A 15,026-nucleotide genomic window follows, 5' to 3' on the forward strand; every position below is an offset into this window, starting at 1 on the left:
ACGAAGGGGAGCAAGCGCCAAGTGCGATGCCGCTCGTCCCCAATCAGTTTCTTCTCCATCACCCCTTCCCCATCCCCTCCACCTTCGCCGCCGACAAAAACAGCAGCACCACATCGGACATGCCGAGCAGCGGCGTGAAGGTGACGATGGTGATGCCGCCGGTGGCGTTGGTGCGGGTGAGGCCCTCGGAATAAATGTCGAGCGGCGGTTCCTCGTCGAACCAGACGCCGTGCAGCGTTTCGCCCTGCCATTTCTCGCGGCCCTTCTCGAAACTCTTGAACGACAGCACGCTCTCGCCGGCCTGCACGTCGCCGCCGCCGCCATGGCGCACCACGATGCTGTCGAGCGCGCCCGGCGCGCCGCGGCCCATCATGGTGTCGACGATGGCATCGGCCGGGATCATGCCGGTGCCCCATTGCGCCTGCTGCTGCGGCGGGCCGACCAGCACGCGCTGCGGATTGTCGCGCGTGCCCTCGCCGGTCACGCCGGCGGCCCACAGCCGCACGGGCGCATCGAAAACCTTGCCTTGCCACCACGCGGGATAGCGGCCGGTCAGGTGCATGGCCCATTCGGCGCCGCCGGCGCGGGTCTTGCCGAGCTGGTTGCCGGCCATGAACAGCCGCTCGCGGTTGGCGGCGCCTGCCGCGTGAAACGCCGCCTGCCTGGCATAGGGCCGGTAGGCGGCAAGCTGGTTGGTACGACGCCTGCGATCAAGCTCCGCCAGCAGCGCCAGATATTCCGTCCTCGCCGCCACCGGCGATGTCTTCGAGGAACGGTTTGACCGCGGCTTCGAGCGCGCGGATGCGGCTGCGGATCTCTTCATCGCTCAGGGCATCCAGATGGTTGACGGCGACATCGAAATCCTTGGGCAGCACCGAAAGCACGATCTTCAAATACTGGTCAGGCTTGTCGGCCCGCACTTCGGCGATGACGCCGGCGCCATGGGCGCGGAAATCTGCGCGCACGGCGGCGAGAAAGTCGTCGCCCAGCGTTTTCTTCGGGCGTTTGCGGCGGGTCTCCGGCGCGGCCTCCGGGCTTGCGCTCCGGCTGGCGGCCGGCTTGCGCCCTTTGCCGCGCGCCGGCACTGCGGCGGTTTCGTCAGCCATGGCCCGTCACCGCCTCGGCATCGCCGGCCTTGGCCTTCGACGGCACGGACTTGACCGACCGGACCCGCTTCTTCTTCGAGCGGGTGGATTTCCTCCTGACGTTCCTGGCGCCCTTCGGCCGCCGGGCAGGTTTTGCGACGCCCGGCAGATCCTTCAGGCCCGCCATGGCGAGGCCGATGGCGCCGCTATGAATTGTCGCCTGCGGGAAAGCGAAGCCGCCGGCCGCGTCCCGAACCATGCCGATCAGCACGCCGGGCGCGACCTGCTCGATCCGGCCGAGCCGCGTCTGCGGTGCCGCACCCTCGAATTCGCCAATGGCGCTGACGACCTCAAGGCCGTCATCCCCGGTGATGATGGTGGCATAGCGTGGCATGGGATTTCTCGCGGACAATCGTCAGGTTCGAAACGTCGCATTCCTTCGCGTCCCCCTCTGTCCTGCCGGACATCTCCCCCACGAGGGGGAAGATCGCAGCTTCGGCGCCTCGCTTTTTTCTACAACGTTGGCGATTGGCGAAAGCCGGGACAACAGCCGATCTCCCCACCCGTGGGGGAGATGGCCGGCAGGCCAGAGGGGGGCGCCGTAGAGCGCCATCGTTCGAAGAGGAAAGCAAAACCAGAAACACAAAACCCGCCTCGGCGGCGGGTCATCGGCGCAACTCAGCACCATAGATAAAAACATAGCATAGTTGCCTTCACCCCGTCAACAGCTTTTAGGAAAAAATTCCTTATCGGCTTTAGGCATCCCCGCGCAGCGAATGCACGCCTTCACGGCATGGGCGAACAGGATCAGCCCAACTAATGAACCGGGGCTTCGTCACAATCTCGCTGTGAAGGTCGCTAAGCGCGTTGAATGAAGATCCGCTTGAATATCGCGCCAATACCCAGCACGACCGGCGCTCTTGTTTCGGCGCGCCAGAATCAAAAACCCGCCTCGGGGGCGGGTCATCGGCGCAACTCAGCACCATAGATAAAAACATAGCATAGTTGCCTTCACCCCGTCAACAGTCTTTAAGAAAAAAATCCTATCTTGCCCGTCCCAGCGTGATCCTCCCCCGGCCTATCCGCTTTGTCAGTTGGGTGCTGGAGCATTGACCGCGAATTGCGCGGCGAACGCCCTGCCATAGGCGGGCCGGGCTTCGCCGCGGGCCACATAGGCAGCCAGGTTTTGATATTCGTCCAGAATGCCCGACATTCTGAGCCGCAGCAGCACAGATACCATCAACAGATCGCCCGCGCTGAACGCGCCGTCGAGCCAGTCGGCGCCGCCCAGATGGGCCGAGAGCCTGTCCAGCCGGGCGCGAACGCGGTCCTTCACCAATGGCAGGCGCTCCTCGCTCCAGGGCTTGTCGGCCTCGAATATTTTTGCCGTCGTCAGTTCGAGGATCGGCAGCTCGACGGTGTTGAGCGCGGCAAACATCCAGGTGATGGCGCGGGCGCGGGCATCGCGATCCTCCGGCAGCAGCCCCGGATACCGCTCGGCAAGGTGGAAGACGATCGAGCCGGTCTCGAACAGGCAGAGCGAACCGTCCTCGTAGGTGGGGATCTGGCCGAAGGGCTGAATGGCCAGATGGTCGGGCGCCTTCATCTCGGCATGGGAAACAAGACGAACCTCATACGGCTGGCCCACTTCCTCGAGCGCCCAGCGAACGCGCGTGTCGCGCGCCAGTCCCTTGCCGCCGTCGGGCGACCGTTTGAATGCCGTAATGGTGATTGTCATTGCATCCGCTTCCTTGCCTGTTTCCGGGCTTCCTGGCGATGACGAACAAGCCTGCGCGGCAGCCCGACATCGGTCTTGAACTATTTTCCTTGCCGGGCGCGGATCGCGAATGGATGTCCGCGCGTTCTGAACGCCTATGCACGCCGCCTCAAAGTGACCTCGGTTTTGGGCGACATGCGTAGGCCGATACCTGCAAGTGCGTCGCACGGGCCCTGTTCAGCGTGACGCGCCTCACCGATGGGAGCAACCGCCATGAACGTCGCCAACCTGCAACTCGAGGGCCTGCTGATGGCCGTCGCATCGATCAACCACGTCCTGGTCAGGAAGGGCGTGCTGACATCAGAGGAGATCGACATCGCCCTGCGCAAGGCCGAAGCCGGCGAAACCAGCGAGGAGCGGTCCGAGGGCATGTCGGCGTCGAGCCGCGACGCCGTCAATTTCCCGATCCGGCTGCTGGAGCTCGCCAACCAGTGCCAGCCCGAAGCTGACATGCCGTCCTTTTCGAAACTGGCGCGCATGGTCGGCCAGATGAAGGAACCCTACAACGACCAGATGTAGCTACGCCCTGCCCGGCCATCCCGGATTGAACGAAAGCACGCGGCCCGGCCCGTGCACGGCGGCGAACAGCAGCCCGGCCAGGAAGGAAAAATGGTCGACGAAGAAGCCGAATTCCGCCTGGTTGCCGGCCCAGTGGCTCGGTCCGTGGAAGGCGAAGCCGAGGAACAGCACGTAGACCGCCGCGACCAGCGCGGCCGGCGTGAAGAAGGCGCCGGTGAGGAAAGCGATCACCAGCAGCACCTCCAGTATCGCCGCGCACCAGGCCAGGAACAGCGGAAACGGAAAGCCGGCGGCGGCGATATAGCCGGCGGTGGCGCCCATGCCCATGAACTTGAACGTCACCGCCATCAGGAAGACGGCCGCGAAGATCAGGCGGGCGATGAGCAAGGCGGCGGTCTGCCACGGCGATTGGACGGTTGGCGACGGCATGGTTGTTCTCCCGTTTCGTTTGCTTGTCTTACCCAATTCCGGATGGAAACCGAACTTTCCTGGAATTGCTCCTAGGACGCGCCATGCGCCGCGCATCCGACATGTCCGCCGAAGTTTTTTCCGGATGTCGCGATCGGCGCCGCTCGATCGGGCCCGCTGTCGCAAAACCGGATTCCGGTTTGCCGGCTCCTGGATAGAGGGGGCCGCATCGTCCCTGATGTATCTCGCCGCCATGCGCCTGGAGCCGGCCTGAGGCGGCGGAGCCGATATTCCGGTCGGTGTTCGCCAAAGCCTGCAAAAGCCGCTATGGAACCAGCGGCGTCAAATGCTGTTATGTATGACCGCAGGGTCGCGCCGCGACGGCGGCGCGCCGGGGGTGGAAAGTGAGGCTCGGCATGGCGGACGACAAATCGAAGATCAAGCAGGATCGCAAGCTGGTTTCGAGCGAGGAAACCTATGAGGTTGCCGCTTTCGCCCGCAAATACGGCATCCCGCAGAGCGAGGCCCAGACCATCATCAAGCGCTACGGGCCCTCGAGGAAGAAGCTCGACAACCACATGGCCGCGCGCGGATAGCTCGGCGCGACCGGCTTTGGAAGCGTTGCCCGGGGCAGGACCCGGGCGCATTGCGGCACCGAATGGTTGGAGGCCACGGCCATGCCCGACACCGCGCGCAGAACCGGCAGTTGCCTTTGCGGCGGCGTGCAGTTCACCGTCAGCGGTCCGCCCCTGCGGGTGGGTCTCTGCCATTGCAAGGATTGCCGCAAGACCAGCGGCTCCGCCTTTGCCGCCTTCGCCATCTGGCCGCGCCAGGCGTTCGAGACATCGGGCATTCTCGGCACCTATGCCGGCCGCGGCTTCTGCCCGACCTGCGGCAGCCGTGTCGCCTCGCTCAGCGACGACGAAGCCGAGGTGATGATCGGCAGCCTGGACGTGGCGCCGACCGATCTCATGCCGGAGTACGAATTGTGGATCGGCCGGCGCGAATCCTGGCTGCATGCCTTGCCCGATACGCGGCAGTTCGAGCACGACCGGCCCGCCGCGCAGGCTCCCGGCCCGCCGCCGCCGAGGCCGCTGTCGGACGCAGCTCCCGGCGGCTGAAAATTAGTCGAAAAGTTTAGCGGCTGCGACGGAACCCCGGAACGGCGGCCGGCGTTATCGGGCGCCTCAGTTTCAATGGAGATCGCCGTGAACGACAAGTTCTTTCCCCGTCCGGTCAGGCTGAAGGTCGGACCGGCCCGGGAGCGCGTGGTGCGCAGCGCCTGGGAAGGCCTGGAATGCCTACGCGACTGGCCCGGCAAGCACGGCCGGCGCTACCGCGCCGCATGGCGCAGCTGCCGCGATGCCCTCGATGGCTGGACCCCGGCCGAGAAGGCGATGCGGGCCATGATCGATGCCGGGCGCGAGGCGGAATTCCTGCCCGGCAACGGCAAACCCTGAAAGCCTGCCGCCTCAAGGGGCGGTCCGGAACCCGATAGCTGCATCGCGGCAAGCGGCCGGCTACTGTTTCGGCGGCTGCGGCGGCACTTCACCCGGTTTGATCACCGGCGTCTTGCCTTCGTTGGGCGCGGGCGCGGCCATGCCCTGGTCACCTGTGGGCGGCGGCTTCAGCACGCCGCCGCAATCGTTCAGCGTCTCGGTCAGCGTGTTGTCGGTCGGCTGCTGGTTGCCGTCGGGCTTGGCCCGGCATTTTTCGCTGGGCGCCTGCTTGTCGGGGTTCTGCTGCTCGGCCTGCGCCAGCGCCGCGGCGGGCGCGGCGAGCATCAGGCTGACGGACATGATGGCGAGAAATCTCATCTCGGCCTCCTTTCCAGGTTGGGCCGCCCTCACCGGCCGCCCAATAGTCGATGGCGTGCCTTCGACAGGCTTGCCTCAATAGCCGCCGACGATCGGCAGGATTTCGCCGGTGATGTAGCTGGAGCATTGCGGCGAGGCCAGGAACACATAGGCGGGCGCGATTTCCTCCGGCTGGGCGGGCCGCTTCATCGGCGTCTTGGCGCCGAACTGCGACACGTCCTGCGCCTCCTTCTCCGACGGATTGAGCGGCGTCCACACCGGTCCCGGCGCCACCGCGTTGACGCGGATGCCCTTGCCGACGAGGTTGCCCGACAGCGCCCGGGTGAAGGCATGGATGCCGCCCTTGGTCATGGAGTAGTCGACCAGGTCCTTCGATCCCTCGATGCCGGTGACCGAACCGGTGTTGATGATGGCCGAACCCGGCTTCATATGCGCCACCGCCTCCTGCGCCATATGGAAGTAGCCGTAGAGGTTGGTCTTCAGCGTGGTGTCGAAATGCTCCTCGGTCAGGTCGGCGAAATCGGTGGAATGGATCTGGAAGGCGGCATTGTTGACCAGCACGTCGAGCCGCCCCAGTTCCTTGACGACCCTTGCCACGGCCTTGGCGCAGAAAGCGCGATTGCCGACATCGCCGCGCAAGGCGAGGCAGCGGCGGCCCTCCGCTTCGACCGCTTGCTTGGTCGCCTCCGCGTCACGGTCCTCGCTGAGATAGACAATGGCGATATCGGCACCCTCGCGCGCGAACAGCACGGCCACCGCACGGCCGATCCCGGAATCGCCGCCGGTGATCAACGCCGCCTTGCCTTCCAGCTTTCCCGAACCGCGCCAGAACGGCGCGTCATAGAGCGGCGCCGGCTCGATGGCCCATTCCTCGCCGGGTTTGGGATGATGCTGGGCGGGAAAAGGCGGCGCGGGATATTTTCGCGCGCCGGCCTGCATGGCGCCGTCGTCCTTGGGCTTGGCCTTGGCGCGGTCCTTGGCGTCGACCTTGCGCTGGATGCTGCGCTGCTTGCTGGTTGCTTTCGAACTGTCGCTCTGGGTGCTGGTCGGCATGGTCATCTCCTCTGTGTTTGGACCGGAGACATCCCGAACCTCCTCGCGCAACGCGCGGAACTGTTCGCGATGTCTTCGGTCCAAACGCTCTGCTCGCAGGGACAACGCATGTCGGCGGAAAAAGTTGGCGGCTTTCGCAGGCGCACATTGCAACCCTCGCATCCTGCCGCCGTTTCGCCTGCCGGAGGCAATCATGTTCGAAGGTTTTCAGACCCTCAAGGTCGACTGCGGGGATGCCCGCATCTTCGCCCGGCGCGCCGGCGACGGGCCCGCCGTTCTTCTGCTGCACGGCTTTCCGCAGACGCATCTGATGTGGCGCGACGTGGCGCCACGCCTGGCGGACCGGTTCACCGTCATATGCGCCGACCTGCGCGGCTACGGCGCCAGCTCATGCCCGGCGTCGAGCGCCGATCACGCCCCTTACGCCAAGCGCGCCATGGCCCGCGACATGGTGGCGCTGATGGCCGAGCTCGGCTTTTCCAGCTTCATGGTCGCCGGCCATGATCGCGGCGGACGTGTCGCCTACCGCCTCGCGCTCGACCATCCCGACCGCGTCGAAAGGCTTGCCGTGCTCGACATCGTGCCCACCGCCGACGCCTGGGACCGGGCCGACGCCAGGCTGGCGCTCGGCTATTGGCCGTGGTCGTTGCTGGCGCAGCCGGAGCCGCTGCCGGAAAAGCTCCTGGCGGGCGCGGCCGACGCGATCGTCGATGACGCCCTGGGCGGCTGGGGCTCGTCGCCAAAAGCGTTTTCCGCCGGCGTGCGCCAGGCCTATGTCGAGGCCCTGCGCGATCCCGCCCATGCCCATGCGATCTGCGAGGAGTACCGGGCGGCCGCGAGGCTCGACCGCAAGCACGACCATGCCGACAGCGCCGCCGGCCGGCGCATCGCCTGCGCGGTGCTGGCGCTGTGGAGCGGGCAAGGCGCGCTCGCCGAATGGTATGCCGGCGAAGGCGGACCACTGGCCTTGTGGCGCGGCTGGGCCGGCGATCTGCGCGGCCATGCGGTCCAGGGCGGGCATTTCTTTCCCGAAGAAGCACCCGCGCAAACGGCCGCCGAATTGAGCGCTTTCTTCGCCGGCTCCGAGACCGCAGCCCGTCCGGCGAATGCCCAGAAGAGTACGTAGGGCTTTCCCGGGAAAGGGACGTGGCGCTTTCCCTGGGGAATCGCGTCGAATTCACGCCTGGAGCGGTTCAGCGGGAACCTTCGCAGCCGGCCGCGACCAGGGGAATTGGAACCACATCCTTGGCTGCGCAGTTGCAGGGGCATCGGATGAACCCGGGAGCAGAGCCATGCCACGTGGAGAAAAATCGAAATACACCGACAAGCAGGAGCGCAAGGCAGACCACATCGCCGAGGGCTACGAGCATCGCGGCGTGTCCGAGAAGGAAGCCGAGCGCCGCGCCTGGGCCACCGTCAACAAGGATGATGGCGGCGGCAAGAAGGAGGGCGGCTCCGGCCGCGGCAAGCACACCGGCCATCCCGCCGCGCATAAGGGCGGCGAAAAGGGCGGCAAGGCTTCCGCCTCGCGTTCGGCCGCCAGCCGGTCGGCATCGGCCAGGAAGGCAGCCGCGACCCGCAAGCGCAACGAAGCGCACGCCCATTGATGCGCGGGCGACCGGGTCACGAAGTTCCTATGCGCCTTGCCTGCCCTCGCCCGAGCTGCTCTTGATCAGATCGTCGCCCGGCGGATCATCGAAGTTGGGCTCGGCCGGATTGTCGGACGGCGGCCTTTGCGGACAGTCCTCGTAGCCGTGGTCGCGGCCGCCGCAGAACGAACAGCACATGGCCTCGCGATCCCTGTTCCCGGGCGGCCATCGCGGGGTTTGGTAAGGCTTCCTGCCGAGCATGCCCAGCAATGCGCGAGGCGCGATTTGGTTGCGCGCCCGCGCCGTCCCTCGCAAGAGAAGACGCCGGCTGTTGCGCAACCGCCAGACAAAGTGCGAATCTCCCCGGCATGCCGCAACCAAGCTTGATCGCCCGGCGTTGCGGATCATGCCTTGGAGAGACCGCCATGTCCGTTCGAATCCTGTTGCCGACCGTGGCTGCCATGCTTGCCGCCACCGGCCTGGCCGAAGCCCGGCCCGACAGCCGCGCCATGAGCTGCGCGCAGATCCGCGCCATGATCCACAGCCACCGCGCCGTCGTGCTGACCACCGGCCCCAATACCTATGACCGCTATGTCAGGCAGTTCGGCAATGAATGCGATTGGCCCGAAGTGCCGATGTCGGCCTATATCCCGGCCCGCGACGGGCACTGTCCGGTCTACCGCTGCGAGGAGCCGGTCAACAATTTCCCGAATTGACCGGTCGGCCAGGCGCCGGCATCGACGTTCGGGGATTGCCGCATCCCTGCCTGAAACCATTCCGAGGGGGCCGCGTTGACGCGTGGGGTGGCCGCCACAGGAGATGCCCATGACCGTCAACTGCCGCGTATCCATCGACAACGGGCCTCAATCGATCGAGGCCGTTTTCCAGGCCGTGCCCCGGATCGGCGAGAGCGTTTCGCTGTCCGTCGACGGAAACGCCCAGGACCTGCGCGTTTCGCGTGTCGTGCATGTGCCCGACGGCTCGCTCGAAGGAGCTGCGATCATCGTCGAGGTGACGGCCAACATCCTCTAGCCCCCTGAATCCGCAAATGCGGCGCGCCTTGGCCACGGCGGCGGCTTTCAGATGCCTAAGCCGATCGTCTGGCCGGCGTCTTCCATAGGGTGCTGCGGCACGATGATCGACGCCAGCGGCGCGTTCAGCGTCCATCTGAAATAGCCGGGCGAGCGCTCGATCACGGCGGACCCGCCGAGCGACTGCGGCGCCACCCTTTGCAGGACAACGGTGCCGAACCCCTTGCGCGTGGTGTCGTCGCGCTCGTCGCCGCCGCTATAGGGGGGCGACCGCTCCTCCCAGACAAGTTGGAATTCGCGTTCGGCCAGAGCGTCGTCGCTCATGCTCCAGGTCACCTCGACCCGGCCGGAATCGCTGGCGAGCGCTCCATACTTGGACGAATTGGTGCCGAGCTCGTGGAAAGCCATGCCGAGATTCTGCACCGCATTCGACTGCAAGGTCAGCAGCGGTCCCGAAAGCAGTATCTGCTCCTCGCGGCCGAACGGTTTGAGATGTTCCTGGACCAGGTCGAACAGGCTGGCTCCCGCCCAGTTCGAGGTGACCAGCAGATCGTGCGAGCGTGACAGCGCCATGATGCGGGCGCGGATCATCTCCTCGAACTCGCGCGGGTCCTGCGAGCGCTTGCTGGTTTCCCTGACCATCGACAGGATCACCGCAAACTGGTTCTTGACGCGATGGTTGACCTCGCGCATCAGCATCTTGATCCGGCGCTCGTTCTCCCTGCTGGCGCTGATGTCGCGGGCGATCTTCGAGGCGCCGACGATCTCGCCGCTGGCGTTCCTGATCGGCGACACCGTCAGCGAAACGGCAATGAAGGTGCCGTCCTTGCGCTTTCGCGTCGTCTCGTAGCTCGCGAGGCGTTCGCCGCGGCGGACCTTGGCGATGATCTCGGTTTCCTCGTTCTTGAGGTGGTCGGGGATGAGCATCAGGATCGACTGCCCCAACGCTTCCTCCGCGCTGTAGCCGAACATGCGTTCGGCCGCCTGGTTCCAGCTTTTGATGATGCTGTTCAGGTCCTTGCTGATGATGGCGTCGAAGGAGGAATCGACGATCGCCGCCAGCTGCGCATCGGCCGTTGCGTCCTGTTTTTCACCGCTTGCTATGTCAGCCATTGCCCCGCCAGGTGTCAGCCTATAGCCACTAGATAACGCGTGCGCCGGACAAGGCAATCACCTTGAAGCGGCCTGCTGCTTCAACTTCATCGAAATCGCCTCGCCGGCTGGAGTGATCGAGGGGAAGGTCGTTCCGCAGATCAGGGCGGCCGGCATCGGAGACGCCAGCGACCATACAAAATGGTTTTCGAGCACCAGGACAGAGCGGACATTCAAGTCCATGGGCACCGGAAGCGCGGAACCCGTCCTTGCGGGCCGGCATCACCTGAATGTCACCGCGCCTCAGTCAGAATGGCCGTCGCCCACATTGCCGTTGCCGCCCGGGGTGGACAGCAGTCCGAAGTCCTGGGACTTGACGCCCTGCTCCGCCGCCAGGAATCCGTCCGAGGCGAGGCCACGCCGCAAGAGCTCCCTGACCGCGGCCGAGCGGCTCGGCATGCGCTTGTCGAAGCGCCAGTTCTCCAGTGCCGCCAGTTCGTCGGCGGTCAGCATGACCTGCAAGCGTTCAGGACGTTCCAGTTCAGTCACGGCACTTCCTCGCACAACCGAATACGCGAATGAGTATCTGTCTCATTCCACTAATAATTAGGATAGCAATCCTAACACGTCAAGATCGGCAAATACGCGACCTCCCATCCTGCTCATGATGACTATAAAGCGTCGGGTGCGCCTTTGCGTAACCATGCTAACTAACTGATATACATCGAGTATTTTCAGATTTCCGCTTGCCACACACCGATGCGAGGCGCATGCTACAAAGGCAAAACCAGTCCAGGAGGTTTCCATGCGGTATGACTACTCGACGCGGTTGCGCGATGACGTTCAATCCGCGGTCACCACGGCTTTCAGGACGTACGGCATCGTCAACATCACCGCGGTGGCCGAACGGATCAGGCTCAGGAACCTCGACGAAAACGTTGCTCTCGAGGACGTCGAGCACCTGGTCCTGGCGGCCGCCCAACTGCTTGGCGCCGCCATCGAATTCGAGGGCCTGACCATGATCGACCGCTTGCCGGACGCTCATGTCAACGGCCGCCCCGGCGGACCGGCCCCTGCCCTGAAGCGCCTCGTCTGAACAGATTTGAGGCGACGCGCTAAGTCATTTCGGGCGACCTGCATCAGGGCTCCGGTGGCCGGGCGAGCCCGCTGGACGCGGCCTACCTGTGGAAATTGAGCGCGCGCGCTATATGGTGTTGAATTCCCCTCCGGAGAACACGCCATGACGCTCGACACACGCAAGCTCGGCAGCCAGGGGCTGCGGGTTTCTGCCATCGGCCTCGGCTGCATGGGCATGAGCCAGTCCTACGGCCCGGCCGACGAAGCCGAATCCATCGCCACGCTGCACCGCGCCATCGAACTCGGCTGCACCTTCCTCGACACCGCCGAGGTGTATGGCCCTTACGCCAATGAGGCGCTGCTCGGCCGCGCCTTGAAGGGCAAGCGCGACCAGGTGACCATCGCCACCAAATTCGGCTTTCGCATCGAAAATGGCCGGCAGGTCGGCACCGAACGCGACAGCAGGCCGCAAACCATCAGGGCGGCGGTTGAAGGGTCGTTGAAGCGGCTCGCCACCGACCATATCGACCTTCTCTACCAGCACCGTGTCGACCCAGCCGTGCCGGCCGAGGATGTCGCCGGCACGGTCGGCGAACTGGTCAAACAGGGCAAGGTCCGCTTCTTCGGCCTGTCGGAGGCGGGAGCCGCGAACATCCAGCGGGCGCACGCCGTGTTTCCGGTCTCGGCGCTGCAGAGCGAGTACTCGCTGTGGGAGCGCAATCTCGAGCCGGAAATCATTCCCCTGCTGCGGCAAACCGGCATCGGCCTGGTGCCGTTCTCACCGCTCGGCCGCGGCTTCCTGACCGGCGGCGCCAAGCGCGCCGAGGACTATCCGGAAGGTGATTACCGCCGCGGCGACCCGCGCTACCAGGGTGCGAACTATGACGCCAATGTCGAGGCCGCCGCAAAGGTCCGCGACATCGCCGCCGCCAAAGGCGTCAAGCCAGGGCAGATCGCGCTGGCCTGGCTCCTGGAGAAGGGCAACGTCTTCGGTGTCGACATCGTGCCGATCCCCGGCACCAAGCGGATCAAATATCTGGAAGAAAATGTCGCCGCTGCGTCGCTGAAACTGGAGGCCGCCGAGATGGCGGCGCTCGACGACGCGCTGGCCCCGGGGAAGGTCTCCGGCCCGCGCTACGGCGACCGCACCATGATGATGATCGACCGATAGGTTCGCACGTCGCCGGTGAATCGGGCCTATTCCACCGGTGCGGGCTTTTGCCGAGGATCGGGCCGCAACCGCTGGTGAAGTTCCCTGCCGGCGTGCAGGGTCCGGTCCGCCAGCGCGGCGAGTGTTCCGCGCAAGGTCCTTGTTCCCAGCACCGAATCCAGCGTCACCGACTGGGTCGCGAAGCGCCGCTTGAAGTCCTCGCCGCCGCACAGGAAGTCGACCATCGTCAGCCCTCTGTCGATCGACCACTGGATGTAGTCCATCATCAGCACCATGCCGGGAGACGCCCGTTCGACATCCGGATCGTAGGTCGTGACGAAGGCCATCATCGTGTTGTGCTGGACGAAATTGATCGAGACCGCCACCACCATCCCGGCGCATTCCAGCACGAAGACATGCAGGAGTCCTTCCCTGGCCAGCACCGCGACCAGCGCGGCCAGGGCCGGCGACCCCTCATCGAACAGGTTGGATTCGTGTCCGCGCGCGGCGAGCCATTTGCGCTTGAACTCGGCGAGCCTGTCGAGGACGGGCTGCATCGGCTCGTCCGGCGACATGAGGCGGAACCGCACTTCGCCGCCTTCCTCGAGGAATTTGCGGCCACGGCGATAATTCTGGCGCATCTTCTTCGTTTGTTCCCCGAACCAGTCCGCGCCCGTACGCCATGGCCCGGCGACCCGGAAGCTGGTTTCGCTGCGGCGGTTCGGGCGCAGCGCCATCTTGGGCGCCGAAGCGGGAGCAAGCAGCGTGCGCATCGCGGCGTCCGGCAGCAGGCGGTTCAGATAGACGAGATCGAAGCCGCCCGCGGCCGAAATTTCCTGCCATAGCGCCGCGACCGCCGCCGGATCGCAGTCCGGCGCGACCAGCACGTCGCCATAGTCGCTGTGGTCCTTGGCAGCCCATTCCAGGACGTTGACGCCCTTGCGCCGCACCGTCGCCAGCGGGATGACGGCGTCGATCCGGTCACCGTTCCAGACGAGGCCGATCCTGAGACCACGCAGCTCCCGGTCCGGGGCCGTCTGCCACCACGCCGTGACCCAGGCGTGGCTTTGAAAGATCAGCCCCTCCGCCCGGCGCCACAGCTCCGTCCAGGCCGGCCCGACCGACGCGAGGCGCTCCTCGGAGGTGACGATCTCCAAAGCGCCGGCCTTCGGGCCCTCGATCGCGGCGTGAGCGTTCATGGCTGCGGGCTCCGTGTCGGCTCGGACGAAGCGCGGCGGCGAAACCGCCGGGCGATGTGCCCCCACATCTTCTTGAGCGGCAGCACGTAAAGCCCCGACAGGGATTGATAGTCGCGCGCGCCGCGTTCCATCAATCCGAACCTGAAATCCTCATCGGGCTTGGGCACGCACAACGTTCCGAATAGCCGGTCCCAGAACGAGAACAGCAAGCCGAAATTCTTGTCGTAGTGCCTTGGATCGACGCTGTGGTGCAGTTGGTGCCAATGCGGGCACAGCACGATGTTGTTGAGCGGCCCGAACGATATCTTGAAATGGGTGTGCCTGACGAAATCCATCATCAGGATATTGCGCATGACGTAGACGTTGACGCCGAAGATCGTCACTTCGACGAGGTTAAGCGACAAAAGGGTCCAGATGCCGAAGCAGATCCCGGGTATGACGCCGTCCCAGGCGCGGTTCATGAGCTCGTCGAGCGGATGAACCCTGTCCTTGGTGATCCCGACCATCACCTCCGCCGAGTGATGCACCTTGTGCAGCTCCCACAGGAACGGGAAGCGGTGCTGGGCCACATGGTAGAGGTAATAGGATATGTCGTAGGCGATCAGCATCGTCACCGTGAAGACGACGATCGTCACCGCTCCCGGCGGTCCCGGCAGCAGCGGCGGGTCGATTTGCAGGAGTGCCGCCAGCGTCCGATTCGTCGCGTAACCGACGGCGACGACGAAGGTCACGCCCGCCGGCAGCATCAGGAAGGGCATAATCGCCTTGCGGGTGATCCAGAAAAGCAGGTCCGCCCGCGCCGAGGGATGCGTGACGATCTCGTTGGGAAAGACGAAATCGAAGAATTCCCTGAAGCTCTTGCGCTCCGCCGTCCGCCAATAGGCGATCAGGGCGCTGCCCAGCGCGGTCAGCAGCAAAAGGCCGGCCGCAAGCAGGCTGGAGCCGGACAACTTGTCCAGGATCCTTTCGATGATGCCGGCAATCGACATGGGCCCACTCATTTATGCAACCGAAGCTTGACTTGTAGAAAGCGATTTACCTGACAGGCAGGGCAAGCCGCCACGCCGTCAGGGCTCTCGATCATTTCGCCGTCACCCTAGTCGAGAATCCATATCGAAAGCTTAAGCTAATTAAAAACAATGAATCCGCTAAAAAGCTCGCTATATATTGCCGAATTCTGAATAAAACTCCTAAAATTGACAGCAAATGACCGGCGGCGCTTGGCGTGG

The 15,026-nt window shown here is 65.0% G+C and carries 21 protein-coding genes and 1 pseudogene; 10 read left to right on the forward strand and 12 right to left on the reverse strand.

Going from position 1 to position 15,026, the window contains the following annotated elements; all coding sequences use genetic code 11:
- Nucleotides 1-94: 94 nt before the first annotated feature.
- The 4 genes and pseudogenes from FJ942_RS21675 to FJ942_RS21695 all read right to left on the reverse strand — a co-directional run.
- Nucleotides 95-754 (reverse strand): annotated as a pseudogene (locus FJ942_RS21675) (terminase family protein); the annotation flags it as partial.
- Complete coding sequence (locus tag FJ942_RS21680) at nt 711-1,106, reverse strand: hypothetical protein (RefSeq protein ID WP_140521519.1); 396 nt, start codon at nt 1,104-1,106, stop codon at nt 711-713. The pseudogene FJ942_RS21675 and the gene FJ942_RS21680, both read right to left, overlap by 44 nt.
- On the reverse strand, nt 1,099-1,479 hold the full coding sequence (locus FJ942_RS21685) for a hypothetical protein (protein WP_140521518.1): 381 nt from the start codon (nt 1,477-1,479) through the stop codon (nt 1,099-1,101). Before FJ942_RS21685 ends, FJ942_RS21680 begins: the two co-directional genes overlap by 8 nt.
- 696 nt (nt 1,480-2,175) lie before the next feature.
- Nucleotides 2,176-2,823, reverse strand: coding sequence for a glutathione S-transferase family protein (locus FJ942_RS21695; RefSeq protein ID WP_140499977.1), 648 nt, complete (start codon nt 2,821-2,823; stop codon nt 2,176-2,178).
- A 252-nt stretch (nt 2,824-3,075) separates the two neighbouring features.
- Between FJ942_RS21695 and FJ942_RS21700 the strand changes: the two genes are divergently transcribed.
- The gene (locus tag FJ942_RS21700; RefSeq protein ID WP_140499979.1) at nt 3,076-3,381 is read left to right on the forward strand and encodes a hypothetical protein; all 306 of its coding nucleotides are present in this window, start codon (nt 3,076-3,078) and stop codon (nt 3,379-3,381) included.
- On the opposite strand, the gene FJ942_RS21705 is transcribed toward FJ942_RS21700, so the two are convergent.
- Nucleotides 3,382-3,810, reverse strand: a complete 429-nt coding sequence (locus tag FJ942_RS21705) for a DoxX family protein (protein ID WP_140499981.1) — start codon at nt 3,808-3,810, stop codon at nt 3,382-3,384.
- 395 nt (nt 3,811-4,205) lie between these two features.
- Between FJ942_RS21705 and FJ942_RS21710 the strand changes: the two genes are divergently transcribed.
- The 3 genes from FJ942_RS21710 (at nt 4,206) to FJ942_RS21720 (ending at nt 5,249) form a co-directional block, all read left to right on the forward strand.
- Nucleotides 4,206-4,385 (forward strand): DUF3606 domain-containing protein, encoded by a 180-nt coding sequence (locus FJ942_RS21710; RefSeq protein WP_115144153.1) that lies wholly within the window; start codon nt 4,206-4,208, stop codon nt 4,383-4,385.
- A gap of 81 nt (nt 4,386-4,466) precedes the next feature.
- The gene (locus tag FJ942_RS21715) at nt 4,467-4,910 is read left to right on the forward strand and encodes a GFA family protein (RefSeq protein WP_140582355.1); all 444 of its coding nucleotides are present in this window, start codon (nt 4,467-4,469) and stop codon (nt 4,908-4,910) included.
- Nucleotides 4,911-4,997: 87 nt separating this feature from the next.
- Nucleotides 4,998-5,249 carry a DUF982 domain-containing protein gene (locus FJ942_RS21720; RefSeq protein ID WP_140582358.1) on the forward strand — a complete coding sequence of 84 codons (252 nt, stop codon included), beginning with the start codon at nt 4,998-5,000 and terminating at the stop codon, nt 5,247-5,249.
- A gap of 60 nt (nt 5,250-5,309) precedes the next feature.
- On the opposite strand, the gene FJ942_RS21725 is transcribed toward FJ942_RS21720, so the two are convergent.
- Nucleotides 5,310-5,606 (reverse strand): hypothetical protein, encoded by a 297-nt coding sequence (locus FJ942_RS21725; protein ID WP_140582360.1) that lies wholly within the window; start codon nt 5,604-5,606, stop codon nt 5,310-5,312.
- Between the two features lie 75 nt (nt 5,607-5,681).
- On the reverse strand, nt 5,682-6,659 hold the full coding sequence (locus FJ942_RS21730) for an SDR family oxidoreductase (RefSeq protein ID WP_140898876.1): 978 nt from the start codon (nt 6,657-6,659) through the stop codon (nt 5,682-5,684).
- Between the two features lie 193 nt (nt 6,660-6,852).
- Here FJ942_RS21730 and FJ942_RS21735 point away from each other — a divergent pair, with 193 nt between their 5' ends.
- Nucleotides 6,853-7,785, forward strand: a complete 933-nt coding sequence (locus FJ942_RS21735; protein WP_140649194.1) for an alpha/beta hydrolase — start codon at nt 6,853-6,855, stop codon at nt 7,783-7,785.
- 166 nt (nt 7,786-7,951) lie between these two features.
- Nucleotides 7,952-8,266 carry a plasmid stabilization protein gene (locus FJ942_RS21740; RefSeq protein ID WP_140515975.1) on the forward strand — a complete coding sequence of 105 codons (315 nt, stop codon included), beginning with the start codon at nt 7,952-7,954 and terminating at the stop codon, nt 8,264-8,266.
- 27 nt (nt 8,267-8,293) lie between these two features.
- On the opposite strand, the gene FJ942_RS28595 is transcribed toward FJ942_RS21740, so the two are convergent.
- Nucleotides 8,294-8,446: a hypothetical protein gene (locus FJ942_RS28595; RefSeq protein WP_181167666.1), complete on the reverse strand. Its 153-nt coding sequence runs from the start codon at nt 8,444-8,446 to the stop codon at nt 8,294-8,296.
- Nucleotides 8,447-8,673: 227 nt separating this feature from the next.
- Here FJ942_RS28595 and FJ942_RS21745 point away from each other — a divergent pair, with 227 nt between their 5' ends.
- Together FJ942_RS21745 and FJ942_RS21750 are read left to right on the forward strand one after the other, a co-directional pair.
- Nucleotides 8,674-8,964: a hypothetical protein gene (locus tag FJ942_RS21745; RefSeq protein ID WP_140547516.1), complete on the forward strand. Its 291-nt coding sequence runs from the start codon at nt 8,674-8,676 to the stop codon at nt 8,962-8,964.
- Nucleotides 8,965-9,073: 109 nt separating this feature from the next.
- A complete protein-coding gene (locus FJ942_RS21750) occupies nt 9,074-9,280 on the forward strand; it encodes a hypothetical protein (RefSeq protein ID WP_140898878.1) in 207 nt (68 codons plus the stop codon).
- A gap of 47 nt (nt 9,281-9,327) precedes the next feature.
- Here the strand turns inward: FJ942_RS21750 and FJ942_RS21755 are convergent, their stop codons facing one another.
- Together FJ942_RS21755 and FJ942_RS21760 are read right to left on the reverse strand one after the other, a co-directional pair.
- Entirely contained in the window at nt 9,328-10,392 is a 1,065-nt protein-coding gene (locus FJ942_RS21755) for a PAS domain S-box protein (RefSeq protein ID WP_140499996.1), read from the reverse strand.
- 282 nt (nt 10,393-10,674) lie between these two features.
- Entirely contained in the window at nt 10,675-10,920 is a 246-nt protein-coding gene (locus FJ942_RS21760) for a hypothetical protein (protein ID WP_140499998.1), read from the reverse strand.
- A gap of 256 nt (nt 10,921-11,176) precedes the next feature.
- Between FJ942_RS21760 and FJ942_RS21765 the strand changes: the two genes are divergently transcribed.
- Nucleotides 11,177-11,467 carry a hypothetical protein gene (locus tag FJ942_RS21765; RefSeq protein WP_224519116.1) on the forward strand — a complete coding sequence of 97 codons (291 nt, stop codon included), beginning with the start codon at nt 11,177-11,179 and terminating at the stop codon, nt 11,465-11,467.
- 144 nt (nt 11,468-11,611) lie between these two features.
- Nucleotides 11,612-12,619: an aldo/keto reductase gene (locus FJ942_RS21770; protein WP_140500000.1), complete on the forward strand. Its 1,008-nt coding sequence runs from the start codon at nt 11,612-11,614 to the stop codon at nt 12,617-12,619.
- Nucleotides 12,620-12,645: 26 nt separating this feature from the next.
- Here the strand turns inward: FJ942_RS21770 and FJ942_RS21775 are convergent, their stop codons facing one another.
- Together FJ942_RS21775 and FJ942_RS21780 are read right to left on the reverse strand one after the other, a co-directional pair.
- Nucleotides 12,646-13,797: a GNAT family N-acetyltransferase gene (locus tag FJ942_RS21775; protein WP_140500002.1), complete on the reverse strand. Its 1,152-nt coding sequence runs from the start codon at nt 13,795-13,797 to the stop codon at nt 12,646-12,648.
- Nucleotides 13,794-14,786, reverse strand: coding sequence for a sterol desaturase family protein (locus FJ942_RS21780; protein WP_140898969.1), 993 nt, complete (start codon nt 14,784-14,786; stop codon nt 13,794-13,796). Before FJ942_RS21780 ends, FJ942_RS21775 begins: the two co-directional genes overlap by 4 nt.
- Nucleotides 14,787-15,026 lie beyond the last annotated feature (240 nt).

It is taken from the genome of Mesorhizobium sp. B2-4-2 (assembly GCF_006442845.1).
Taxonomy (GTDB): Bacteria; Pseudomonadota; Alphaproteobacteria; order Rhizobiales; family Rhizobiaceae; genus Mesorhizobium.